The sequence below is a fragment of the Actinacidiphila oryziradicis genome, assembly GCF_005047355.1.
In the GTDB taxonomy this organism is placed as follows: Bacteria; Actinomycetota; Actinomycetes; order Streptomycetales; family Streptomycetaceae; genus Actinacidiphila; species Actinacidiphila oryziradicis.
The window spans coordinates 50,486-74,502 of the sequence record NZ_SUMC01000011.1; the positions used below are offsets into that span (position 1 = coordinate 50,486).

Sequence of the window (24,017 nt, forward strand, 5' to 3'; positions counted from 1 at the left end):
AGACTCGGCCCTCGCCCCGCTCCTTCACCCACCCCGCCTACTGCCGGGCCCTCTAAGAGCCATCCCGTAGGGCTTCTCGCAGCACACCATGGGGAAAGACGGCCCACTTCGGGCCGCCCATTCCGGCGGATCATGAACGATCCCTTCGCCGCCGCCGCGCCCGCCGCAGAGCGGCTGATGTCACGCGCCGGCGCGGTGACCGCCCATGATCCGCCGGAATGGCCCCGGTGGCGAGCAGATCGTAGATCCAAAACGGTCGTCATGAGGCCGATTCGTGGTTAATGTGGCGACGTGACGCAGCCTTCGTACCTCCGGTATCCGCATCTGCACGGCGAGTTGATCACGTTCACGGCCGAGGACGACGTCTGGGTGGCGCCGCTCGGCGGGGGGCGGGGGTGGCGGGTGAGCGCGGACAACATGCCGGTGGATCATCCGCGGATCTCGCCGGACGGGGAGTGGGTGGCCTGGACGTCGACCCGCGACGGCGCACCGGAGGTGCATGTCGCGCCGGTGGACGGCGGGCCGTCGAGGCGGCTGACGTACTGGGGGAGCAGACGGACCTCGGTGCGGGGCTGGACGGCCGCGGGCGAGGTGCTGGCGATCAGCGCCTACGGTCAGGCGTCGTCGCGCCGGAGCTGGGCGTGGGCGGTACCGGTGGACGGGGCGCCGGGGCGGACTCTGCCGTACGGGCCGGTGGGGGACGTGGCGTACGGGCCGGAGGGCGCGGTGCTGCTGGTGTCGGCCGGGATGGGCCGGGAGGCGGCGGCGTGGAAACGGTACCGGGGCGGGACGGCGGGGAAGCTGTGGCTGCGGAGCACGGAGGGCGCGGAGTTCGAGCGGCTGCATGAGGACCTGGACGGGAATGTGGAGTCCGGGATGTGGGTGGGGGAGAGGATCGCCTTTCTCTCCGACCACGAGGGCGTCGGGGCGGTCTATTCGAGCCTCCCGGACGGCACCGAGCTGCGCCGGCACAGCCCGGTCGACGGCTTCTACGCGCGCCACGCGGCAACGGACGGCACCCGGGTCGTGTACGTCTGCGCCGGGGAACTCTGGCTGCTGGACGATCTCGCCGAAGCCACCCCCCGCAAGCTCGACGTACGCCTCGGCGGCCAGCGCACCGACCTCCAGCCGCACCCCATCCGCGCCGCCCACCACCTCAACGACGCGCGCCCCGACCACACCGGCCGCGGAAGCGTGGTCGAGGTACGGGGCACCGTTCACTGGGTCACCCACCGGAGCGGCCCGGCCCGGGCGCTCGCCGCCGGGCCGGGGGTGCGGAACCGGTTGCCGCGGACCTTCGGGGGCGAGGGCGACCAGCAGGTCGTATGGGTCACCGACGCGGAGGGCGAGGACGCGCTGGAGGTCGCCCCGGCGGCCGGCACGGCGCCCGGCACGCCACCGCGCCGGCTGGCGGCGGGGCGGCTGGGCCGGGTCCTGGGGATGACCGTCTCGCCGGACGGCCACCGGATCGCCGTGGCGTCGCACGACGGCCGGATCCTGCTCGTCGAGACGCAGACCGGCGAGGTGCGGACCGTGGAGACGACCGAGCACGGGCACGCCACCGGCCTGACCTTCTCGCCCGACTCCGGCTGGCTGGCCTGGTCCCACCCGGGGCCCGGCGAGCTGCGCCAGCTGAAGCTGGCGGCCACGGCGGATCTCGCCGTCACCGAGGCCACTCCGCTGCGCTTCCGGGACCTCTCGCCCGCCTTCACCTCCGACGGCAAGCACCTGGCGTTCCTGTCCGAGCGGGCCTTCGACCCCATCTATGACGAGCATGTCTTCGACCTGTCCTTCCTCGGCGCCTGCCGCCCGCATCTGATCACCCTGGCGGCCACCACCCCTTCGCCGTTCGGCCCGCAACGGCACGGCCGTCCCGTCGACCCCGCCGCCGAGGAGAAGAAGGAAGCGGACGGTCAGGACGACTCCGGCAAGGGGAAGACGGAGGGGGAGGGCGAGGACCGGCCCCGTACGCCGGTCACCCGCGTCGACGCCGAGGGGCTCGCCGACCGCATCATCCCCTTCCCGGTCGAGGCCGCCCGCTACTCCACGCTCCGTGCGGCCAAGGACGGCGTGCTGTGGCTGCGCCATCCGCTGCGCGGAGTCCTGGGCGCGGCCCTTGCCACGCCCGAGTCCGAGCCGCCCGGCAGCGCGCTGGAGCGCTACGACCTCAAGCAGCTCCGTATCGAGGAACTCGCCGACTCCGCGGATGACTTCGCGGTCAGTGGCGACGGCAACAAGGTGCTCATCACCTCCGGCACCCGGGTGCGGGTCGGCTCAGCCGACCACAAGTCGGTGCCCGCGGAGGACGACTCCGACAGCAATGTCGCCGTCGACCTCTCGCGGATCCGCGTCACCGTACGGCCGCAGGACGAGTGGCGGCAGATGTACGACGAGGCCCACCGTCTCATGCGTGACAACTTCTGGCGCCCCGACATGGGCGGCGTCGACTGGGACGCGGTACGGGACCGCTACCGCCCGGTCCTGGACCGCGTCGCCACCCACAGCGACCTCGTGGACTTGTTCTACGAGGTCGTCGGCGAGCTCAACACCTCGCACGCCTATGTGATGCCCTCCGGCGGCCATGGGAACGGCCTGCACCGCCAGGGTCTGCTGGGCGCCGACATCTCCCGCGACGCCGAGGGGCTGTGGCGGATCGACCGCGTCCTGCCCTCGGAGACCTCCGACCCGCAGGCCCGCTCACCACTGGCCGCCCCCGGCGTCGCCGTGCGCGCGGGCGACGCCGTCCTGGCCGTCGACGGGCACCCCGTCGACCCGTTCACCGGTCCCGGCCCGCTCCTCATCGGCGCCGCCCGTAAGCCCGTCGAGCTCACCATCGCCCCGGCGGGCGGCGGAGCCGTACGGCACGCCGTCGTCGTACCGATCGCGGACGAGGAGGCGCTGCGCTACCACGACTGGGTCGCCGGACGGCGCGCCTACGTCCACGAACAGTCCGGCGGGCGGCTGGGGTACCTGCATGTACCCGACATGGTCGGTTCCGGCTGGGCGCAGCTCCACCGCGATCTGCGGGTCGAGGTCGCCCGGGAGGGGCTGGTCGTCGACGTCCGGGAGAACAGCGGTGGCCACACCTCGCAGCTCGTCGTGGAGAAGCTTGCCCGGCGGATCGTCGGCTGGGACCTGCCGCGTGGGCTCCCCGCCTACAGCTACCCGCAGGACGCGCCGCGCGGGCCCGTTGTCGCCGTGGCCAACGAGTTCTCCGGGTCGGACGGCGACATCGTCAACGCCGCCATCAAGGCCCTCGGCATCGGCCCGGTCGTCGGCACCCGCACCTGGGGCGGCGTCGTCGGCATCGACTCCCGCTACCGGCTGGTCGACGGCACCCTCGTCACCCAGCCGAAGTACGCCTTCTGGCTGGAGGGCCAGGGCTGGGACGTCGAGAACCACGGCGTCGACCCGGATGTCGAGGTCCTCCACACCCCCGACGACTGGGCCGCCGGCCGAGACCCCCAGCTCGACACCGCCATCCGCCTCGCCCTCGACGCGCTGGCGGTGACCCCGGCCAAGTCCCCGCCGCCACTGCCCTAGCCTGGGACCCGTCCGGGTGCCTACGCCGATACGATGCCGTTCGTTGTCATCGCACGTCATCAACTCGAAAACCGGAGAGGGAGACGCCATGGCGGGAGAACCGCAGGCAGACTGCCTGTTCTGCAAGATCGTGTCGGGCAGCATTCCAGCGACCGTCGTCCGTGAGACCGAGACCACCGTCGCGTTCCGGGACATAAACCCACAGGCCCCCACCCACGTCCTCGTCATCCCCAAGGTGCACTATCCGGACGCCGCCTCCCTCGCCGCCGCCGAGCCGCAGATCACCGCGGACCTGCTGCGCGAGGCCGGCGAGGTCGCCGCCGACGACAAGGTGGACAGCACCGGCTACCGCGTCGTCTTCAACACCGGCCCCGGCGCCGGCCAGACGGTCTTCCACGCGCATGCCCACGTCCTGGGCGGGCGCGGCCTCGACTGGCCTCCCGGGTAGCGCATCTGTGTCCGTACGCGAACTGGTCGTGCTCGGCACCGCCAGCCAGGTCCCGACCCGTCACCGGAACCACAACGGCTACCTGCTGCGCTGGGACACCGAGGGCCTGCTCTTCGACCCCGGCGAGGGCACCCAGCGTCAGATGCTGCGCGCCGGGGTGGCCGCGCACGACATCACCAGGATCTGTGTCACGCACTTCCACGGCGACCACAGCCTGGGCCTGGCCGGGGTGATCCAGCGCATCAACCTCGACCGGGTGCCGCATCCGGTGGCGGCCCACTACCCGCTGTCCGGGCAGCGGTTCTTCGACCGGCTGCGCTACGCGACCGCCTACCGCGAGACGGTCAAGCTCCGCGAGGAGCCGGTGCGGGCGGACGGCGTGCTCGCCCGGACCGCCGGGTTCGTACTCGAGACGCGGAAGCTCTCGCACCCCGTCGAGGCGTACGGCTACCGGCTCACCGAGCCGGACGGCCGCCGGATGCTGCCCGACCGGCTGGCGGCGCACGGCATCGCCGGTCCGGACGTCGGGCGGCTCCAGCGCGAAGGCGTGCTCGGCGGGGTCACCCTGGACGAGGTGAGCGAGGAGCGGCGCGGGCAGCGTTTCGCGTTCGTCATGGACACCCGGGAGTGCAAGGGGGTGGACGCGCTGGCGGAAGGGTGTGACATGCTCGTCATCGAGTCGACGTTTCTGGACGAGGACGCGGCGCTGGCCAAGGACTACGGCCACCTCACAGCGGGGCAGGCGGCGCGGGCGGCGGTCAACGGGCGGGTACGGCATTTGGTGCTGACGCACTTTTCGCAGCGCTACCCGGACCCGGAGTTGTTCGCGCGGCAGGCGCGGGCGGCCGGCTTCGACGGCGAGCTCACCGTGGCCCAGGACCTGATGCGGGTCCCGGTGCCACGGCGCCGGTAGCGCGGGCCTGTGGCCGATGTGCGGGCCGGTGGTCGGTGTTGTGCCCACCCTCCCCCAGCTACCTCCCCCGGCCTTCGGCCGGGAGGTGCCCCCATCTCGCTTCGTTCGCCCTGCGGAACGCCTGCCCACAACTGGTTGACGTCTCAGTCCTCAGTGGCAGCCGCCGCCACCGCGGCCGTCCCGCCGGAAGCGGTGAGCACACCGGCGCCCGTGGTTCTCGCGAGCGAGATCGGCAGGTTCTTGGCCGAGGACTCCAGGCCCGCCGTGAGGGCCGGGGTCCAGTTGACGGTCGTCTTGATCTTCTTTGACGAGCTCGCGGTGGCGTTGTGGGCGGCGTCGAGATCGGTCGCGGTGCCGTTGACGAGGTTGCCGCTGCCCGCGATGGCGCCGGTGCCGTCGCCGCTGAAGAGACTGGAGGCTTTGCGGCCGCCGGCAAGCTTCCAGTAGTTGTCCTGGGCGACGACCTGGGCGCCGGCCCGGGAGTCGATGCTGTAGCTGTGCGCGTAGCCGTTGAGCTTCGTGGTGTCGAAGTAGTTGTTGTAGACGTCCACCTGGCCGATCCGGGCCAGCGGTGCGCGCTGCACGATTCCCGCGTAGACGTTGTGGTGGATCGAGACCCGCAGCTTGCTCGCGTCGTCCGTGTCGCTGCTGCCGATCAGTGTCGTCTTGTCGTGGCTGGTGAAACGGTTCCGCTCCACCGTCACCAGGTCCGAGCCCTTGGTGATGTCCAGCAGGCCATCATGCACCTGGTACTCGCGTCCGAAGTAGGTCTTCTCGGCGCTGTCGTACATCGGGCCGTCGGTGAAGGTGTTGTGGTCGGCCCAGACATGAGTCGCGCCCCGCAGCGTGACGGTGTCGTACTCGGAGTTCCAGTTGCCCGTCGGGCCGTCCGTCGGGTCCCACTGAGGGAAGCAGTCCTCGGGGCTGTCGAGGGTCAGATTCCGCACGATGACGTTGTTGACGTTCTTCAGCATCAGGTTGCCGCCGACGATCTTGGCATTGCTCCCCGGGACACCCACGATCGTGGTGTTGGCCGGCACCGTGATCTGCACGTTCTTCGCCTGCTTGGCCGCGGCGGCGGCGCGGGCGGTCTCCTGCGTGCCGGAGGGCACCTTTCTCCGGCCCCACGACGACGGGGCGTACGCCTTGAGGTAGGCGGTCAGTGAATATCCCGTACCGGAGGCGTAGCCGGCGCAGCTCACGGTGCTGCCGGAGCTGTCGGTGTTCGCATTGATGGTGCCCTCGATCTGGACGATCTTGGGGATGGTGTTCGAAGCGCTGCCGAGAGCCTTCACCAGCTGAGCCCGGGTCGACACCGTGAAGATCTGCGCCGCCGCGGCGTCCGAGCCACCCGTCGTGCCGGTGCCGCTCGCGGCCCAGCCGTCCTCGGCGGGCAGTACCTGGTGGGCCAGGTCGGTGGCGGCGTGCGCGCTCATCACCAGGGGTATCGCGCCGAGTCCGGCGGCAGCCACGGCTGCGGCGGAGAACACTGCCGTGCGGCGTCCGGCACGCGACCGGCGGTGTCGGGCGGCGGCGGAGGAGGGCTTGGACACCAGGGGACGTCCTTCATCAGAGGATCCTTCACCCATGAGTGACCGCCGTGGCCGAAAAGGTTGCCGTTAGAATCAGTAATTCCCCGACACGGTGTCCCAGCAGCGTGTCCCGTGCCCCGTGCCCCGTGCCCCGTGTCCCCTGCTCCCGGCGAAGTGATCTCCTGTGCCCATTCCCAAGGCTGAACTCCATCTCCACATCGAAGGCACCCTCGAACCCGAGCTCGCCTTCGCCCTCGCCGAACGCAACGGGGTACAGCTCCCCTACGCCACCACCGACGAGCTGCGCCGGGCCTACTCCTTCACGGACCTGCAGTCCTTCCTGGATCTCTACTACGCCCTCATGGCCGTCCTCCGCACCGAGGACGACTTCGCCGACCTCGCCGACGCCTATCTCGCCCGCGCCGCCGGGCAGGGCGTCCGGCACGCCGAGATCTTCTTCGACCCCCAGGCCCACACCGCCCGCGGTGTCGACATCGGCACCGTCATCGAGGGACTTGCCCGCGCCCTGGACCGGAGCGAGGAGCGGCACGGCATCACCACCCAGCTGATCCTTTGCTTCCTTCGCGACGAGTCCGCCGAGTCCGCTCTCGACACCCTCAAGGCGGCCGCCCCCTACCTGCACCACCTCTCCGCCGTCGGCCTGGACTCCGCCGAGGTCGGCAACCCGCCGTCCAAATTCCGCGAGGTCTACGAAGCCGCCGCCGAGGCCGGGCTGCGCCGGGTCGCCCACGCCGGGGAGGAGGGCCCGCCCTCGTACATCTGGGAAGCCCTGGACATCCTCGGTGTCCAGCGTGTCGACCACGGCATCCGGTGCGTGGAGGACCCGGCTCTCGTCGCCCGCCTCGTCCGCGACCGGATCCCGCTGACCGTCTGCCCCCTGTCGAACGTCCGCCTCCGCTGCGTCGACACCCTCGCCGACCACCCCCTCCCGCGCATGCTCGACGCGGGTCTCCTCGTCACCGTCAGCTCCGACGACCCCGCCTACTTCGGCGGCTACGCGGGCGACAACTTCGACGCCGTCCGCCACGCCCTTCCACTGGACGAGGATGCCCTCCGCACACTGGCCCGCAACTCCTTCCTGGCCGCCTTCCTGGACGCCGACGAGGCGCGCCGGGCGGCGTATCTCGCCGAGGTGGAGGCGTACGACTTCGGCGGGGAAGGCTGACTTCGGCGGGGAGGGCGGAGGAAAGACCACGAGCGAGCCGCCCGGCCGGTCCGTCGTTCGGAGCGGTGCGGCGGTGCGGGACCCGCACGAGATCACGCGCTCGGTGCAGGTCATCGTCTCGTACGACGAGGTGGCGGATTCCCGTAAGACGATCCTGGGACTCATCGACGCCGGCATGACGCACATCGTCCTGAGCCTCAGGGGGCCCTGTCCGCAAGGCGTTGCGCAATGGCTGGCCGACGAGATCATCGCGCCCGTCCGGGCTACGCCTGGTGGCGGGGCCCTTATGCCCGGCTGAATCGATGCACAGTGGGCGTAAGGGCCCCGTCATGGGCTGGTCAGTGGCCTCGGGCGATCCAATCCGCCAGGTTCGGGGCCTCGGCGGCGATCGTTGTCGAGTCACCGTGTCCGGTGCGGACTTCGGTCTCGGGCGGCAGCGCCAGGAGCCGGTCCCGGATGGAGTCGATGATGGTCGGGAAGTGCGAGAAGGACCGCCCGGTCGCGCCCGGGCCACCGGCGAAGAGGGTGTCGCCGGTGAAGACGGTGCCCAGGGCCGGGGCGTAGAGGCAGACGGCGCCGGGGGCGTGCCCCGGTGTGTGGAGGACGGTGAGCTCCACACCGGCGACGGTCAGGACCTGGCCGTCCGTCAGCTCGCCGTCCGGGGCGCGCTCGGGGTGCGTCTGCTTCCAGAGCGGCAGGTCGTCGCCGTGGAGCAGGATCGGTGCCCCCGTGCGCTCGGCCAGTGCCGGGGCCGCGTCGATGTGGTCGTTGTGGGCGTGGGTGGAGACGATGGCGACCAGCCGCCGGTCCCCGACGGCTGCCGCGATCGCGTCCGCGTCGTGCGCGGCGTCGATGACGAGGGCCTCCGCGTCGTCGCCGACGATCCAGACGTTGTTGTCCACGTCCCAGGTCCCGCCGTCCAGCGAGAACGTCCCGGAGGTCACCAGGTGCTCGATGCCGGCCGCCATCAGAACAACACCACCGAACGCAGCACGTCGCCGCCGTGCATCCGCTCGAAGGCCTTCTCGATCTCATCGAGGGCGATGGTCTCGGTCACGAAGGCGTCCAGGTCCAGCCGCCCCTGCAGATGCAGATCGATGAGCATGGGGAAGTCACGGGAGGGCAGGCAGTCGCCGTACCAGCTGGACTTGAGCGCGCCGCCCCGCCCGAAGACATCGAGGAGCGGCAGCTCCAGCTTCATCTCCGGCGTCGGCACACCGACCAGGACCACGGTGCCGGCCAGGTCGCGGGCGTAGAAGGCCTGCTTGTACGTCTCCGGGCGGCCGACCGCGTCGATGACGACATCGGCGCCGTTTCCGCCGGTGAGCGCGCGGATCGCCTCGACGGGGTCGTTGTCCCGCGAGTTCACGGTGTGGGTGGCACCCATGCGCTGGGCGGTACTGAGCTTGCGGTCGTCGATGTCGACGGCGATGATCTTCGCCGCCCCCGCCAGCCGCGCGCCCGCGATGGCCGCGTCGCCGACTCCGCCGCAGCCGATGACGGCGACGGAGTCGCCACGTCCCACCGCGCCGGTGTTGATCGCGGCGCCGATGCCCGCCATGACGCCGCAGCCCAGTAGCCCGGCGACGGCGGGCGAGACGCTCGGGTCGACCTTCGTACACTGCCCGGCGGCGACCAGCGTCTTATCCGCGAAGGCGCCGATGCCCAGGGCCGGGGACAGCTCGGTGCCATCCGTGAGGGTCATCTTCTGCTTGGCGTTGTGGGTGTTGAAGCAGTACCAGGGGCGCCCGCGCAGGCAGGCCCGGCACTGGCCGCAGACGGCACGCCAGTTGAGGATCACGAAATCACCCGGGGTGACATCGGTCACACCGTCCCCGACCGATTCCACGATGCCCGCGGCCTCGTGGCCGAGGAGGAAGGGGAAGTCGTCGTTGATGCCGCCCTGCTTGTAGTGCAGGTCGGTGTGGCACACGCCGCACGCCTGGATCCGCACCACCGCCTCGCCCGGCCCGGGGTCCGGGACGATGATCGTCTCGACCCGCACGGGTTCGTTCTTGCCCGGTGCGATGACACCACGTACTTCCTGCGCCATGGGTACGGCCCTTCTCGTCGATCACATAACGGAACCACTCTGCGCGTCGCGGAGCCGCGCGTCCAACATCCGGGAGCGATGAGATTCAGCTGTCGGGGTGCTGAATCGGGCGGTCCATGAGGCCCATGAGGGCCCGGGCGCCCCCGCTGGGGCGTCCTGTGGCCGGTACCGCCACCGCGACCTTCCACTCCGTACGTTCGGCCAGCGGCACCGAGCAGAGCCCGCGGGCCTGCTCCTTGGCGGTCACCGGGCGGGGCACCACGGCTACGCCCAGACCGCGTACGACCAGGTCGAGGAGGGTGTAGACATCATTGACCTGCATCGCCACCTGCCGGGTCACGCCCGCTGCGGCGAACGCGGCGTCCGCCGCCTGCCGGGCGCCCCAGTCCGGGTGCAGGTCGACAAAGACCTCGGGCCCGATGTGGTCCAGCGGCACCGGGCCGTCGTGCCCGGCCAGCGGATGGTCCGCGCGGCACAGCAGCACCATCGGCTCCTCGGTGACGGGCTGCAGCCGCACCCCGTCGTAGGGGCCCTCGTACACCACAAAGGCCAGGTCGAGTGTGCCCCGCCGGACCTGCTCAAGGAGCCGGGCCGAGCCGGCCTGCTCCATGTGCACCTCCAGGCCCGGGTGCCGCACGCGGAGCTCGGCAAGGAGTGCTGCCGCGTCGACGACCCCCATGCACTGCTCGGTGCCGACCGCCAGCCGGCCCGAGAGCAGCCCGCTCACCGCCGCCACGGCCTCCCGGGCGGCAGCCGCGGCGGCGAGGGTGCGGCGCGCCTCGACCAGCAGCGCATGCCCGGCCTCGGTGAGGCTGACCCGCCGGGTGGAGCGGATGAACAGATCGGCGCCGAGCTCCCGCTCCAGGGACCGTACGGAGGCCGACAGTCCGGACTGGGCAATGCGCAGCCGCTCGGCGGCGCGGGTGAAGTGCTGCTCCTCGCAGACCGCGACGAAGTGCTGAAGATGTCTGAGCTCCACGATTCAGCATCTCATGTGCTGATTTCCGTCAGATTCCGAGGGTGACGCGATCACCCCTCGTCATCGCGCGTAGACAGTCCTTGACCAGGCATGATCAAAGGTCTAGGTTCGCGGCGTCAACGTGCCCTGAGTGGCCGGGCATTCCCTTGAGCCGCGTGTGCCCGTCCGGCGATTCGAAGGAGCCATACATGGCCCTGTCCCGTCTGTCCGCGCGCACCCGCGCCCTCGCCGTTACGGTCGCCGCGGCGGCGGTCGGCGCCACCCTCTACGGGGTCGGCGCGGCAACGGCGGACACCTCCGTACCCCGCAGTGACAAGGAGATCCCCAACCTGACCAACGTCGTCACCGAGATCAAGGCGTACTACGGCGACACCGTCGACACCTCCGGCGAGCACTACGCCTCCGCCGACAGCAGCTACGCCAAGCAGCTCGCCGGCATCGAGAAGACGGCCACGGAGTACCTGATGCACGCGGTCGGGCACGGCAGGGTCAACGGCCGGGGGAAGACCGCTGCCAAGCCGGCCATCGTGCTCGACGTCGACGACACCTCCCTGCTCACGTACAACTACGAGCTGGAGGCGGGCTTCAACTACAACGCCGTCGCCAACGACACGTACATCCAGAACAAGGACATGGCCGCCGTCTTCGGCATGCCGGCCCTGGCGAACTGGGCCAAGGACCAGGGCATCACCGTCTTCTGGATCACCGGCCGCCCGGAGACCCAGCGCACGGCGAGCGTCCGGAACCTGGGCGCCGTGGGCTACAAGGCGTCCGCCGACAGCGATCACTTCTATCTGAAGAACAAGGTCGCGACGGACTACCTGCCCTGCTCGGTCCCGACCTGGACCTGTACGACGGTGGACTACAAGTCGGGCACCCGTGCACACATCGAGTCGCTCGGCTACGACATCCTCGCCAATTTCGGCGACCAGTACAGCGACCTGAGTGGCGGCTACGCCGACAAGGGCTTCAAGCTGCCGAACCCCATGTACTACATCTCCTAAGAATCTCTCCTGAGAATCTTCCGAGTGCAAGCGCTTACCAGGGGCACATCCGTCCGTTGGATGTGTCCCTCAGGCCTCCCGAGGCCTCATGCTGGTGACGATGACAAAATCACCTGCGTCCAGACGCCATCTGCCCACCAGTCCCTTCAACGTTCCGGTACCCCCGCCCCGCGATGAGCGGTTCGCCCCGGCGGACCGGGTCACACACGATGTGTACGGCCTCGGCACGATCATCAGCGTCGAGGACGAGATCGCGGTGCTCGTCGATTTCGGCTCCCGTCGGGTACGTATCACCAAGCCCTATCCCAAGCTGACCAAGCTCTGACCGGCGGCTCAGCCGAACTCGTCGCCTCCACCTCAGCGCGATACGCCGGAAGGAGTTGCGGGCCGGCGGACCGCCGCCCCCGCCCGCTCGCCCCTTGCCCGGGAGGCGATCGGGCGGGTGGGCGGACCGGGCCGCCGACGGTCCGTGCGCCGGACGTCGTATTCGTGCACAGTGTGTGCATAGGTGCTGCACCCGAGTGCGCAGGCAACGAACGAACCGAAGGGGACCGTGGGGTGCCCGACCAGTACGACCGGTACGACCTCCCGCTCGATCCGCCCGTGCGTTTGGTCGCGGCCGAAGTCGCGGCCGAGGCCGTGGCCGAGGCCGTGGCCGACCTCGATCCGCTCGCCGCGGTCCGGGCGCCGGGCGACCCGGCGACGGATGTGTATCTGACCGGGACCGTCTTCCTGGACATCATCTTCACCGGCCTCGACAGCGCGCCCGTGCGGGGCACGGAATCGTGGGCCAGGGGCATGGGCTCCAGCCCGGGCGGCATCGCGAACATGGCCACCGCCCTGGCCCGGCTGGGCCTGCGCACCTCTCTCGCCGCGGGTTTCGGTGACGACGTGTACGGCGACTACTGCTGGGACAGCCTCGCCACCGGCGAGGGCATCGACCTGACCGGGTCCCGGCGGATCTCCGGCTGGCACTCACCCGTCACCGTGTCCATGGCGTACGAGGGCGAACGCACCATGGTCAGCCACGGCCACGAGGCCCCGCCGCCGCTGGACGAGGCCGTGCCGCAGTGCCCGCCGCCGGCCAGGGCGTGCGTGGCGTCGCTGACAGCGGGCGGTGCCGGGTCCGCCGGCGCCGGCAGGGAACGGTGGATCGCGACCGCGGCGGGTAACGGCAGCCGGATCTTCGCGGATGTCGGGTGGGACGAATCGGGCCGCTGGGATCTGGCGGACCTCGCCGACCTGGAGCACTGCGAGGCGTTCCTGCCGAACGCGGCAGAGGCCATGTCCTACACCCATACCGCCTGCCCGCGCGCAGCCGCCCGCAAGCTGGCCGAACTCGTGCCGCTCGCCGTGGTCACGCTGGGCTCGGAGGGCGCGTACGCCGTCGACTCCGCCACCGGCGAGACCGCCGAGGTCCCGGCGCTGGTGGTCGAGACCCTGGACCCGACGGGCGCCGGGGATGTCTTCGTCGCCGGGTTCGTCACCGGCACCCTCGCCGGCTGGCCGCTGGCCGACCGGCTCGCCTTCGCGAGCCTGACGGCAGCCCTGTCGGTGCAGGAATTCGGCGGCTCGCTGTCCGCGCCCGGGTGGAGCGAGATCGCCGCCTGGTGGCAGCACGCCAAGGCCTACGAGCGCCGCTACGGCTTCCTCGACGACCTGCTCCCGGCCGGCACCAGGCCGGGAGCGTTGCGCCGGGCGGTCCCCACCATCGGCTTCCGCCGGGGATAACCGGGCGACAGCCGGACAACAGCCTGGCGCAAGAGCCCGTAAAACCTCTCGGAGCACCACCAGTACCGTCGTACCCTGGAGGCCCAGGCCCCTGGGCATGTCAATCAGCAGAAGGCGGGATGAGCAGGCCTAGAGCCGGCCCATGACTCAGACACGGACAACGCAGCAGACAAGCGCGAACTTCGTCGTACCGGCGAAGCACCCCATGGTCACTGTGCTGGGCTCGGGAGACGCGCTGCTGCGCGTGATCGAGGAGGCATTCCCGGCCGTCGACATCCATGTACGCGGCAATGAGGTGAGCGCGACCGGCGACCGCACAGAGGTCGCCCTGGTCCAGCGTCTCTTCGACGAGATGATGCTGGTACTCCGCACCGGCCAGCCGATGACGGAGGACGCCGTTGAGCGGTCCATCGCCATGCTGCGCGCCGATGAGGAGGTGGCGGAGACCCCGGCGGAGGTGCTCACCCAGAACATCCTCTCCAATCGCGGCCGCACCATCCGCCCCAAGACCCTCAACCAGAAGCGCTATGTCGACGCCATCGACAAGCACACCATCGTCTTCGGCATCGGCCCGGCCGGCACCGGCAAGACCTACCTCGCCATGGCCAAGGCGGTCCAGGCCCTGCAGGCCAAGCAGGTCAACCGGATCATCCTGACCCGCCCGGCCGTCGAAGCCGGTGAGCGGCTCGGCTTCCTGCCCGGCACGCTCTACGAGAAGATCGACCCCTATCTGCGGCCGTTGTACGACGCGCTGCACGACATGATCGACCCGGATTCGATCCCCCGGCTGATGGCCGCCGGCACGATCGAGGTCGCCCCGCTCGCGTATATGCGCGGCCGGACGCTCAACGACGCGTTCATCATCCTCGACGAGGCGCAGAACACCAGCGCCGAGCAGATGAAGATGTTCCTCACCCGGCTCGGTTTCGAATCGAAGATCGTCATCACCGGCGACATCACCCAGATCGACCTCCCGGGCGGCGGCACGAAGAGCGGTCTGCGCCAGGTCCAGGAGATCCTGGAAGGTGTCGAGGACGTTCATTTCTCGCGCCTCACGAGCACGGATGTCGTACGCCATAAGCTGGTCGGGCGCATCGTGGATGCGTACGAGCGGTTCGACGACCGCAACGGCATCCGACACGAAAACGGCAACGGCCGTCGTAACTAACCGAGAGTAGCCACCGAACCACCATGGCGATCGACGTCAACAACGAGTCCGGCTGGGAACTCGACGAGCAGGCGGTGCTCGACATCGCCCGCTACGCCCTCCAGCGGATGCGCATCCACTCGCTCTCCGAGCTGTCGGTGATCGCCGTCGACGCCGACGCGATGGAACAGCTCCACATCCAGTGGATGGACGAGCCAGGCCCGACCGACGTCATGTCCTTCCCGATGGACGAACTCCGTCCCGGGAAGGACGACGAGGAGCCCCCGCAGGGCCTGCTCGGCGACATCGTCCTGTGCCCCGAAGTAGCGAAGAAACAGGGCGAGGAAGCCCCCACCAAGCACTCCATGGACGAGGAGCTCCAGCTCCTCACCGTGCACGGGGTTCTGCACCTGCTCGGCTACGACCACGAGGAGCGGGACGAGAAGGCCGAGATGTTCGGCCTCCAGGCCGCCATCCTCGATGACTGGCGCGCCGAGCGCGGTCTGACGGGCCCTTCCCCGGCCCCCACCACCACCCACTGACGGGGCCGGGCCCACCATGCTGATCTCAGCGGTCCTGCTGGTCATCGTCGCCTGGCTCGCCGCCTGCGCCGAGGCCGGTCTCGCCCGCACGTCGCGCTTCCGCGCAGAGGAGGCCGTACGGTCCGGCCGGCGCGGGGCTGACAAACTGCTCGCCGTCACCGCGGATCCCACCCGGTACCTCAATGTGGCCCTGCTCGTGCGGGTCGCCTGCGAGATGGCTGCCGCCGTGCTGGTCACGGTCGTCTGCGTACGGCACTTCGACCGGACCTGGCAGGCGCTCGCCGTCGCCATCGGCGTGATGGTGCTCGTGTCGTACGTCGCCGTCGGAGTCTCCCCGCGTACCATCGGCCGCCAGCACCCGCTCAACACGGCCACCGCCGCGGCGTATGTGCTGTTGCCGCTGGCCCGCGTCATGGGGCCCATCCCCAAGCTGCTGATCCTGCTCGGCAACGCCCTCACCCCCGGCAAGGGCTTCAAACGCGGCCCCTTCGCCTCCGAGGCCGAGCTGCGGGCGCTGGTCGATCTTGCCGAGTCCGAGTCGCTCATCCAGGACGAGGAGCGCCGCATGGTGCACTCCGTCTTCGAGCTCGGCGACACCCTGGTACGTGAGGTCATGGTGCCCCGCACCGACCTGATCGCCATCGAGCGTTTCAAGACCGTCCGCCAGGCCATGACCCTCGCGCTGCGTTCCGGTTTCTCCCGCATCCCGGTCACCGGGGAGTCGGAGGACGACATCGTCGGCATCGTCTACCTCAAGGACCTCGCCCGGCGCGTCCACATCAACCGCGAGTCCGAGACCGACCCGGTCTCGTCGGTGATGCGGCCCGCCGCGTTTGTGCCGGACACGAAGAACGCCGGTGACCTGCTGCGTGAGATGCAGCGCGACCGCAACCATGTCGCCGTTGTCATCGACGAATACGGCGGCACGGCGGGCATCGTCACCATCGAGGACATCCTGGAGGAGATCGTCGGCGAGATCACCGACGAGTACGACCGTGAGCTTCCGCCGGTCGAGGATCTCGGCAACGGCTCCTACCGCGTCACCTCCCGCCTCGATCTCGGCGATCTCGGCGACCTCTACGGCGTCTACCTCGACGACGAGGACGTCGAGACCGTCGGCGGCCTCCTCGCCAAGACCCTCGGGCGCGTCCCCATCCCCGGCGCCTCCGCCATCGTCGGCCTCCCCGGCGACGCCTCCGCCCCCGACCTCCCCGCTGCGCTCCGGCTCACCGCGGAAACCCCGGCCGGCCGGCGCAACCGCATCGGCGCGGTCCTGGTCGAGCCTGTCCCGGCGGCGGACGCGTCCGGCGCCGGCGCCGACGCCGACGCCGAACCGGGGTCGGCGGTGCCGGCGGAGTAGGCGTTCCGTCTGTCGGGGTGCGCTGTGTTGTCGGTTGGGTCGGTGTCGCCTCCGGGGTGACTCTCCCCCAACCTTCGGCCGGGAGGTGCCCCCACCAGCTACCTCCCCGCCGAAGGCTGGGGGAGGTAGCTGGGGGAGGAACCGGCACGCGCGGCAGAGGGGCCGGGACCGTGCTGGTCCGGCAGGGCTAACCCAGCCGGTCCGGCGTTTGAGGACGGAGCGGCAACCCCGGCAGAGGGGACGCAACCCGCGCCGGGGGTACCCGGTGCCGCACCGGCCAGCCCGGCGAGGGCTACCCGGCGATCCAGGTCTTGCCGGCCCGCTCGCGGGCACCGGCGAACGCGTCCGCGGCGTCGTCGAAGGCGAATGTGTCGGTGATCGCGACGCTCGGCCTGACCCGGTCCGCGACGACGTCCCCCAGCGCGGCCTGGAAGTCGGCCGGGTGATCGTAGATCAGCGAGCCGCGCACGGTGTACTGGCCCCGCACGACCTGCTCCATGGTGATCGGCAGCGGTGCGGGCGTGAGGCCGACCATGGTGATAGTGGCGCCGGCGGCCAGACGTCCGAGGCCCGCGGCGAGCGCCGGGGCGACGCCGGTGGTCTCGAACAGCCACAGGAAATCCTTGTCGTCGTCCGTGGTGGCGGCGCCGAGCTCGACGATGCGCCGCAGGCGGCCCGGGTGCGGCTCGATGACGACCGGCTCCACTCCGAGGGCGAGCAGGGACTGGCTGACCAGCAGGCCCTGGGCGCCGCCGCCGAGCACCAGAGCGCGTTCGCCCTTGGTTATTGCGCTGCGCTTGACGGCCGTACGGGCCACGGTGAACGGCTCGAAGCACGCGAGGTCCTCGACCGCCAGTTCTTCCGGTACGACATGGGTGTACTCGGCGGGGGCGGCGAAGCGTTCGGCGAGGATGCCCGGGGTGTTCATGCCGACGATGGCGCGGTCGGTGCACGCGGACGTCAGCCCGCGCTTGCAGTTGGCGCACTCCAGGCACGAATAGTTCGGCTCGATGACGACGCGCTGACCGGCCTCGCGGTTGGTCACTTCGGCGCCGACCGTCACGATGCGGCCGAATGCCTCGTGACCGACGACCCACGGGGTGCTGGGCAGCTCGCGGTGGCCGTCGTAGAGGGAGAGGTCGGAGCCGCAGACGCCCAGCCCCTCCAGGGCGACGACGACGTCCTTGGGGCCTGCGGCCGGCTCCGGCCAGTCTCTGACGACTTCGAGCTGGTGAGTGCCGGTGAGCACAGCGGCCTTCATGGAGACTCCTCGATGGGGATGCCACAACTAATGTACGGACTGGTTCGTTATGAGTCAACTTCTTGGGACTCTGTCCGCGTAAGCTCGCCCCCATGAGTGACGCCGCCGCGCTGGACCCCGAAGACCGCAAGATCATTACCCTGGCCCGCTCCGCGAGGGCCCGCAACGGCGTGCCCGAGGGTGCGGCGGTGCGGGACGAGACGGGCCGTACCTACGTGGCCGGGACGGTCGCCCTCGAATCGCTGCGGCTCAGCGCGTTGCAGACGGCGGTCGCCATGGCTGTCGCGAGCGGTGCCGAATCGCTCGAGGCCGCCGCCGTGGTCTCCGGGGCGGAGGCGGTCTCCGCCGAAGACCGCGCGGCCGTACGCGATCTCGGCGGCCCGGACACCCCGGTTCTCCTCGCGGGGCCGGACGGCACGCTGCGGTCCGCGGTCACGGCCGGGTAGTGCGCGCCGTTGCGCCTGCGGCGACAGGCTGCACATCGGCCACCGGGGAATCGGGGAGAATGGGCGCCATGAGCGTTCGCAACAGCAACCCCACCCCCGCCCACCGGGCCGGCTTCGCCTGCTTCGTCGGCCGCCCCAACGCCGGCAAGTCCACCCTGACGAACGCTCTGGTGGGGACGAAGGTCGCGATTACCTCCAGTCGTCCGCAGACCACCCGCCACACAGTGCGCGGCATCGTCCACCGCCCGGACGCCCAGTTGGTGCTCGTCGACACCCCGGGTCTGCACAAGCCGCGCACCCTGCTCGGCGAGCGGCTCAACGATGTCGTACGGGCGACCTGGGCCGAGGTCGACGTCATCGGCTTCTGTCTGCCCGCCGACCAGAAGCTCGGCCCCGGAGACAAGTACATCGCCAAGGAGCTCGCGGAGGTCCGTAAGACCCCCAAGGTCGCGATCGTCACCAAGACCGACCTGGTGGAGTCCAAGCAGCTCGCCGAGCAGCTCATCGCCATCGACCAGATCGGCCGGGAACTCGGCATCGAATGGGCCGAGATCATCCCGGTCTCGGCCGTCGGCGGCCAGCAGGTCGAACTCCTCGCCGACCTGCTCGTCCCGCTGCTCCCGGAGAGCCCGGCGCTGTACCCGGAAGGCGACCTCACGGACGAGCCCGAGCAGGTCATGGTCGCGGAACTCATCCGCGAGGCCGCGCTGGAGGGCGTACGGGACGAGCTGCCGCACTCGATCGCGGTGGTCGTCGAGGAGATGATCCCGCGCGAGGACCGGCCCAAGGACCGGCCGCTGCTCGACATTCACGCGAACATCTACATCGAGCGGACCAGCCAGAAGGGCATCATCATCGGGCCGAAGGGGTCCCGGCTGAAGGACGTGGGCACCAAGTCCCGCAAGCACATCGAGGCGCTGCTCGGCACGCCGGTCTTCCTCGACCTTCATGTGAAGGTGGCGAAGGACTGGCAGCGGGACCCGAAGCAACTGCGCAAGCTGGGCTTCTGAGGGCAGGCCCCCTGGGGCCGAGCGGTGCGAGGGTGGCAGGTGAGATCGAGGGTGCTGGGGGATCGTCTCCCCCAGCACCTACGCCCCTTCCTTCAGTAGCATCCGCACCAGCTGCCGCTGCGCCTCGGTCAGGTGCGGGTCGGCGCAGTGGACCGTGCGGCCGCCGGCGGTGATCTCGTAGTGGAAGCCGTCCGGCACTCCGTGCGGGGTCGTGCCGGCCCGGCACGCGCCCAGGGCGGAGTGGGCGAGGGCCTCGATATGAGTGGCGTCGGGCCGCCCGGCGGTGTCGAGGACGGCCCGGCGCTGGATGCCGGCGAAACCGCCCGAACGCAGCACTTCTATACGCATGCAGGTGCACCTACCCCTGTACGGGCGGTTGAGCGCCTTCCGGCACCGGGTTCTGGCGCGGCACATCGGCGCCGGAGGCTGCGGCGACGGGGTCATTGACAGGGACGCCCACCTGGGACCAGGCCTTGAGCACGGCGTCGTGCTCGGCCCCGTCGCCGTACCTGGACTTGGCCGCGGCCACCGTCAGCCGGGCGAACTCGGCGAAGTCCGCGCGGGGCGAGAGTGTGCCGCCGGTGAGGACGTCGTACCAGACCTGGCCGGCGCCCTCCCAGGCATGGCCGCCGATGGCTGCCGCCGCGAGATAGAAGGCGTGGTTGGGGATGCCGGAGTTGAGGTGGACGCCGCCGTTGTCCTGCCCGGTGCGGACGTAACCGGCCATGGTGGCGGGCTGCGGGTCCTTGCCGAGGACATCGTCGTCGTAGGCGGTTCCCGGGGCCTTCATGGACCTCAGTGCGACGCCCTGGACGCGCGGCGCGAGGAGCCCGGCGCCGATCAGCCAGTCGGCCTGGTCGGCGGTCTGCTGGAGCGCGTACTGCTTGACGAGCGAGCCGAAGACATCGGAGATCGACTCGTTGAGGGCGCCGGACTGGCTGAAGTACTCCAGATTCGCGGTGCTGGCGGTGACGCCGTGGGTCAGTTCGTGGCCGATGACGTCGACGGGGAGGGTGAAGTCCAGGAAGATCTGGCCGTCGCCGTCGCCGAAAACCATCTGCTCGCCGTTCCAGAAGGCGTTGTTGTAGTCCTGGCTGTAGTGGACGGATGCGATGAGCGGCAGGCCGGAATCGTCGATGGAGTGCCGGTTGTACGCCTTGAGGTACAGCTCGAAGGTGGCGCCGAGGCCGTCGTAGGCGCGGTTGACGGTCTGGTCCTTGGACGCCTTTTCGCCCTCGCCGCGGACCTTCTTGCCGGGCAGGTCCTCATGGTGCTTGGCGTCGTAGATCGTGCGCTTGGCCTGGTCCGACGGGGCCCCGGTGGCCATCGGCCGCACCGCGCTGACGGTGAGCAGGCGGCGGCGGGTGCGCTGTGCGGCGTCGCGCTCCAGGGTGCGGCGGGCGGGCTCGGCCAGCGACTGGTCCTCATTGCGGGAGACCTTGTCGAGGATGTGCGGCGGAACGATCGTGCAGAAAGTCGGCGTGTGAGAGTGCGCGTGTGTAGGCGTGGCGTTCATGCACGGCAATGTGGCACGCCGCAATCGGGTTGTCACTGGGCGCAGTGATTATTGCTGAAAAAGGAGGAAGATCAGGGAATTGGCGGACACGAGGGGCCGTCTTGCATAGTGGGACGTACCCCCGCCCGGCTGCGTGATCGGGGACGGGCTCGGCTAGGCTTGATCACATCATGCGTTTCGGGCTGCTTCTCCTTAGCTGCCGCGGCGAGGGTCTGTAGTCGTAGGCCGACCCCCTCCCCGCGGAGTCTGGCGTTGCGCATCCGCCGTAGTCGGCCGTTCAGCTTACGAAGCTACGAAGCCGAATTCCGAGGAGCCCCGCATCATGTCCAACCCCAATACCGTCGGCCGTCCCACGCCCATTACCGCCGCGACAGCCCGCCAGCGCCCGACCGCGATGCCGGTCCACAAGTACAAGCCGTACGAGGCCGTCGACATCCCGGACCGCACCTGGCCGGATGCCCGGATCACCAAGGCCCCGCGCTGGCTGTCGACCGATCTGCGGGACGGCAACCAGGCCCTGATCGACCCGATGTCACCGGTCCGCAAGCGCGCGATGTTCGACCTGCTGGTGAAGCTGGGCTACAAGGAGATCGAGGTCGGCTTCCCGTCCTCCGGCGAGACGGACTTCGGCTTTGTACGCTCCATCATCGAAGAGGGCGCGATCCCCGAGGATGTGACGATCTCCGTCCTGACGCAGGCCCGCGAGGAGCTCATCGAGCGCACCGTCGAGGCGCTGCGCGGCGCCCCCCGGGCCACTGTGCACCTGTACAACGCCACGGCGCCGACCTTCCGCCGGGTCGTTTTCCGGGGCACGAAGGAGCAGGTCAAGGCTATCGCGGTGGACGGTACCCGGCTGGTGATGGAGTATGCCGACAAGATCCTGGGCGATGAGACGGTGTTCGGCTACCAGTACTCGCCGGAGATCTTCACCGACACCGAGCTGGACTTCGCCCTGGAGGTCTGCGAGGGCGTCATGGACGTTTGGCAGCCGGAGGCCGGCCGCGAGATCATCCTCAACCTGCCGGCGACCGTGGAGCGCTCCACCCCCTCCACCCACGCCGACCGCTTCGAGTGGATGTCGCGGAATCTGTCGCGCCGTGAGGACGTCTGCCTCTCCGTTCACCCGCACAACGACCGGGGCACTGCCGTGGCCGCCGCCGAACTGGCCATCATGGCGGGCGCCGACCGCATCGAGGGGTGCCTGTTCGGTCAGGGCGAGCGGACCGGAAACGTCGACCTGGTCACCCTGGGCATGAATCTCTTCTCGCAGGGCGTGGACCCGCAGATCGACTTCTCCGAGATCGACGAGATCCGCCGCACCGCTGAGTACTGCAACCAGATGGAGGTCCACCCGCGCCATCCCTACGCGGGCGACCTGGTCTACACCTCCTTCTCCGGCTCCCACCAGGACGCCATCAAGAAGGGCTTCGAGGCCATGGAGGCCGACGCGGCCGCCGCCGGCAAGAGCGTGGACGACCTGGAGTGGGCCGTCCCGTACCTGCCGATCGACCCCAAGGACGTCGGCCGCTCCTACGAGGCCGTCATCCGGGTCAACTCCCAGTCCGGCAAGGGCGGTATCGCGTATGTCCTGAAGAACGACCACAAGCTGGACCTGCCGCGCCGCATGCAGATCGAGTTCTCGCGCATCATCCAGGCCAAGACCGACTCCGAGGGCGGCGAGATCACCCCCGCCGAGATCTGGTCCGTCTTCGAGAACGAGTACCTGCCCACCCCGGAGAACACCTGGGGCCGGATCACGCTGCGCACCGCCCACACCTCGACCTCCACCGGCGGCGGCGACGCGCTGACCGTCGAGGCGGTCGTCGACGGCGAGGCCGTCACCCTGACCGGCACCGGCAACGGACCGATCTCCGCCTTCTTCGACGCCCTGGCCGGTGTCGGGGTCGACGCACGGCTGCTGGACTACAGCGAGCACACCATGAGCGAGGGGGCCAGCGCCCAGGCGGCCTCTTACATCGAGTGTGCCATCGACGGCAAGGTGCTGTGGGGCATCGGCATCGACCCCAACACCACCCGCGCGTCGATCAAGGCCGTCGTCTCTGCGGTCAACCGCGCTGCCCGGTAATTACGCCGCCCGGTGCACCGGCGGTGGCCCCTGAAAAGCAGGCGCCGCCGCCGGTTCCGGGATTTGCCCCGTACGCGCTACTGACGCGGCGTCGCTGGTGTGGCTAACATCACGGCCATACGGCGACGTTGCCGAGGCGTTACGCCTGCGTGCGCGCCGTATCGGGATATTCCGGGTAGACCGGACGGACGGCGGCCGGAGGGTGCCAGGTGCTCCAGATCAAGGGCTTGTGCGTCGTGGGCGTGCGTACCGTCTGGCACACCGACGGCGATGGTGACGGCGACTTCTTCTGCCCAGGCTGCGGCGGCGACCGCGGCTACCGCCGTCGCACCGGCACCCGCCGCCTCATCTTCCTCGGCCTACCTCTTCTGCCTTTCCGGCCTCTCCGGTCCCTCCCGTCACCAGGAAGCGTCAGAACCGTCGTCGAATGTGTCGGCTGCCTCACCCACTTCGCCCCCGAAGCCGTGGACCGCCCCACCACCACCCTCTTCTCCGCCATGCTCCGCGACGCCGTCCACACCGTCGCCCTCGCTCTCCTCGCCGCCGGCGGCGCCACCACCGCCCCCGCCCGCAACGCCGCCGTCTGCGCCGTCCGCTCCGCCGGCTTCATCGACTGCACCGAGGACCAGCTCCTGGGCCTGCTGGCCGCCATCGTCGCCGACGAAGGCCGCTTCCCCGGAGCCGCCGACGACTGGGGGCCCGACGGCCTCGCCGACGCCCTCGACGGCTGCGGCAGCTGGCTCTCCATCGAGCTCCACGAAGCCCTCGAACCCCTCGCCCGCCACCTCGCCCCCCAGGGCTGCGAACGCATCCTCCTCCAAGGCGCCCGCATCGCCCTCGCCGACGGCCCCTACCTCCCCGCCGAACGCGAAGCCCTCATGGCCGTCGGCCGCTGCCTCGGCATGGCCTGCGACGACGCCACCCGCGTCCTGGAAGCGGCGGCCCGTACGCCGTCCTGAGACGCGTTAAGTGCAGGTGTGCTTCGCTCCCTTGTGGTCACACAGACACAAGCGGGCTGGCTGCGGATGAGGGGGAGGGTGCACTTCTCGTCGGCCGGGTACGGACGGGTGGGGTGGGGGGTGATCTTCAGGTGCTTGGGTGGCTCTTGTTCGGTGGGTGCGCTTCGGCGGAGGTTGGGCCTGTGTCCTTGCCCGCGAGCTCGTCCGCCCTTGCTCTCCACGGCCGCAGCATGCCGGCCGCGTGGTCGGCAGGCTGCGGTGGCCCGCCGCGGTGGGGCCGAGCGGCTGAGGGCGGCGACGG

General features: G+C 70.2%; 22 protein-coding genes. 15 read left to right on the forward strand and 7 right to left on the reverse strand.

Annotated features, from left to right (window positions below):
• Positions 1 to 291: 291 nt before the first annotated feature.
• The 3 genes from FCI23_RS14545 (at position 292) to FCI23_RS14555 (ending at position 4,904) form a co-directional block, all read left to right on the forward strand.
• Positions 292 to 3,543, forward strand: a complete 3,252-nt coding sequence (locus tag FCI23_RS14545) for a S41 family peptidase (protein ID WP_136724179.1) — start codon at positions 292 to 294, stop codon at positions 3,541 to 3,543.
• An 88-nt stretch (positions 3,544 to 3,631) separates the two neighbouring features.
• Positions 3,632 to 3,991, forward strand: a complete 360-nt coding sequence (locus FCI23_RS14550) for a histidine triad nucleotide-binding protein (protein ID WP_136724182.1) — start codon at positions 3,632 to 3,634, stop codon at positions 3,989 to 3,991.
• A 7-nt stretch (positions 3,992 to 3,998) separates the two neighbouring features.
• Entirely contained in the window at positions 3,999 to 4,904 is a 906-nt protein-coding gene (locus FCI23_RS14555; protein WP_136724185.1) for a ribonuclease Z, read from the forward strand.
• A gap of 143 nt (positions 4,905 to 5,047) precedes the next feature.
• Here the strand turns inward: FCI23_RS14555 and FCI23_RS14560 are convergent, their stop codons facing one another.
• Entirely contained in the window at positions 5,048 to 6,457 is a 1,410-nt protein-coding gene (locus tag FCI23_RS14560) for a pectate lyase family protein (protein WP_246143709.1), read from the reverse strand.
• A 163-nt stretch (positions 6,458 to 6,620) separates the two neighbouring features.
• Here FCI23_RS14560 and FCI23_RS14565 point away from each other — a divergent pair, with 163 nt between their 5' ends.
• Both FCI23_RS14565 and FCI23_RS14570 read left to right on the forward strand, forming a co-directional pair.
• Positions 6,621 to 7,622, forward strand: coding sequence for an adenosine deaminase (locus tag FCI23_RS14565; protein WP_136724191.1), 1,002 nt, complete (start codon positions 6,621 to 6,623; stop codon positions 7,620 to 7,622).
• A 73-nt stretch (positions 7,623 to 7,695) separates the two neighbouring features.
• Entirely contained in the window at positions 7,696 to 7,920 is a 225-nt protein-coding gene (locus FCI23_RS14570; protein WP_211265326.1) for a hypothetical protein, read from the forward strand.
• A gap of 40 nt (positions 7,921 to 7,960) precedes the next feature.
• On the opposite strand, the gene FCI23_RS14575 is transcribed toward FCI23_RS14570, so the two are convergent.
• From FCI23_RS14575 to FCI23_RS14585, 3 genes are all read right to left on the reverse strand, one after another.
• The gene (locus FCI23_RS14575; protein ID WP_136724193.1) at positions 7,961 to 8,590 is read right to left on the reverse strand and encodes an MBL fold metallo-hydrolase; all 630 of its coding nucleotides are present in this window, start codon (positions 8,588 to 8,590) and stop codon (positions 7,961 to 7,963) included.
• Positions 8,590 to 9,675: an S-(hydroxymethyl)mycothiol dehydrogenase gene (locus FCI23_RS14580; protein ID WP_136724196.1), complete on the reverse strand. Its 1,086-nt coding sequence runs from the start codon at positions 9,673 to 9,675 to the stop codon at positions 8,590 to 8,592. The genes FCI23_RS14575 and FCI23_RS14580 overlap by 1 nt, the downstream gene beginning before the upstream one ends.
• An 85-nt stretch (positions 9,676 to 9,760) precedes the next feature.
• A complete protein-coding gene (locus tag FCI23_RS14585) occupies positions 9,761 to 10,654 on the reverse strand; it encodes a LysR family transcriptional regulator (protein WP_136724199.1) in 894 nt (297 codons plus the stop codon).
• A gap of 188 nt (positions 10,655 to 10,842) precedes the next feature.
• Between FCI23_RS14585 and FCI23_RS14590 the strand changes: the two genes are divergently transcribed.
• The 6 genes from FCI23_RS14590 to FCI23_RS14615 all read left to right on the forward strand — a co-directional run bounded on the left by FCI23_RS14590 (position 10,843) and on the right by FCI23_RS14615 (position 16,438).
• The gene (locus tag FCI23_RS14590; RefSeq protein ID WP_136724202.1) at positions 10,843 to 11,658 is read left to right on the forward strand and encodes an HAD family acid phosphatase; all 816 of its coding nucleotides are present in this window, start codon (positions 10,843 to 10,845) and stop codon (positions 11,656 to 11,658) included.
• Positions 11,659 to 11,758: 100 nt separating this feature from the next.
• On the forward strand, positions 11,759 to 11,983 hold the full coding sequence (locus tag FCI23_RS14595) for a hypothetical protein (protein ID WP_136724204.1): 225 nt from the start codon (positions 11,759 to 11,761) through the stop codon (positions 11,981 to 11,983).
• Positions 11,984 to 12,261: 278 nt separating this feature from the next.
• Positions 12,262 to 13,389, forward strand: coding sequence for a carbohydrate kinase family protein (locus tag FCI23_RS14600; RefSeq protein ID WP_211265332.1), 1,128 nt, complete (start codon positions 12,262 to 12,264; stop codon positions 13,387 to 13,389).
• Between the two features lie 142 nt (positions 13,390 to 13,531).
• The gene (locus FCI23_RS14605) at positions 13,532 to 14,557 is read left to right on the forward strand and encodes a PhoH family protein (RefSeq protein ID WP_136724210.1); all 1,026 of its coding nucleotides are present in this window, start codon (positions 13,532 to 13,534) and stop codon (positions 14,555 to 14,557) included.
• A 23-nt stretch (positions 14,558 to 14,580) separates the two neighbouring features.
• Entirely contained in the window at positions 14,581 to 15,078 is a 498-nt protein-coding gene (gene ybeY, locus FCI23_RS14610; protein ID WP_136724212.1) for an rRNA maturation RNase YbeY, read from the forward strand.
• 16 nt (positions 15,079 to 15,094) lie between these two features.
• Positions 15,095 to 16,438: a hemolysin family protein gene (locus tag FCI23_RS14615; protein ID WP_136724216.1), complete on the forward strand. Its 1,344-nt coding sequence runs from the start codon at positions 15,095 to 15,097 to the stop codon at positions 16,436 to 16,438.
• A 292-nt stretch (positions 16,439 to 16,730) separates the two neighbouring features.
• Here the strand turns inward: FCI23_RS14615 and FCI23_RS14620 are convergent, their stop codons facing one another.
• Positions 16,731 to 17,699 (reverse strand): zinc-dependent alcohol dehydrogenase, encoded by a 969-nt coding sequence (locus FCI23_RS14620; RefSeq protein WP_136724219.1) that lies wholly within the window; start codon positions 17,697 to 17,699, stop codon positions 16,731 to 16,733.
• A 92-nt stretch (positions 17,700 to 17,791) separates the two neighbouring features.
• On the opposite strand from FCI23_RS14620, the gene FCI23_RS14625 reads away from it, so the two are divergent.
• Positions 17,792 to 18,145 carry a cytidine deaminase gene (locus tag FCI23_RS14625; protein ID WP_136724222.1) on the forward strand — a complete coding sequence of 118 codons (354 nt, stop codon included), beginning with the start codon at positions 17,792 to 17,794 and terminating at the stop codon, positions 18,143 to 18,145.
• A gap of 59 nt (positions 18,146 to 18,204) precedes the next feature.
• Positions 18,205 to 19,155: a GTPase Era gene (gene era, locus FCI23_RS14630; RefSeq protein WP_136724225.1), complete on the forward strand. Its 951-nt coding sequence runs from the start codon at positions 18,205 to 18,207 to the stop codon at positions 19,153 to 19,155.
• A gap of 78 nt (positions 19,156 to 19,233) precedes the next feature.
• Here era and FCI23_RS14635 read toward each other — a convergent pair whose 3' ends face one another.
• Positions 19,234 to 19,503 carry a protealysin inhibitor emfourin gene (locus FCI23_RS14635; protein WP_136724227.1) on the reverse strand — a complete coding sequence of 90 codons (270 nt, stop codon included), beginning with the start codon at positions 19,501 to 19,503 and terminating at the stop codon, positions 19,234 to 19,236.
• Between the two features lie 10 nt (positions 19,504 to 19,513).
• Complete coding sequence (locus FCI23_RS14640) at positions 19,514 to 20,671, reverse strand: M4 family metallopeptidase (protein ID WP_136724230.1); 1,158 nt, start codon at positions 20,669 to 20,671, stop codon at positions 19,514 to 19,516.
• Positions 20,672 to 20,993: 322 nt separating this feature from the next.
• On the opposite strand from FCI23_RS14640, the gene leuA reads away from it, so the two are divergent.
• Together leuA and FCI23_RS14650 are read left to right on the forward strand one after the other, a co-directional pair.
• Entirely contained in the window at positions 20,994 to 22,757 is a 1,764-nt protein-coding gene (leuA, locus tag FCI23_RS14645) for a 2-isopropylmalate synthase (RefSeq protein ID WP_136724232.1), read from the forward strand.
• Positions 22,758 to 22,966: 209 nt separating this feature from the next.
• Entirely contained in the window at positions 22,967 to 23,716 is a 750-nt protein-coding gene (locus FCI23_RS14650) for a TerB family tellurite resistance protein (protein WP_136724235.1), read from the forward strand.
• The last annotated feature ends 301 nt before the right edge of the window (positions 23,717 to 24,017 follow it).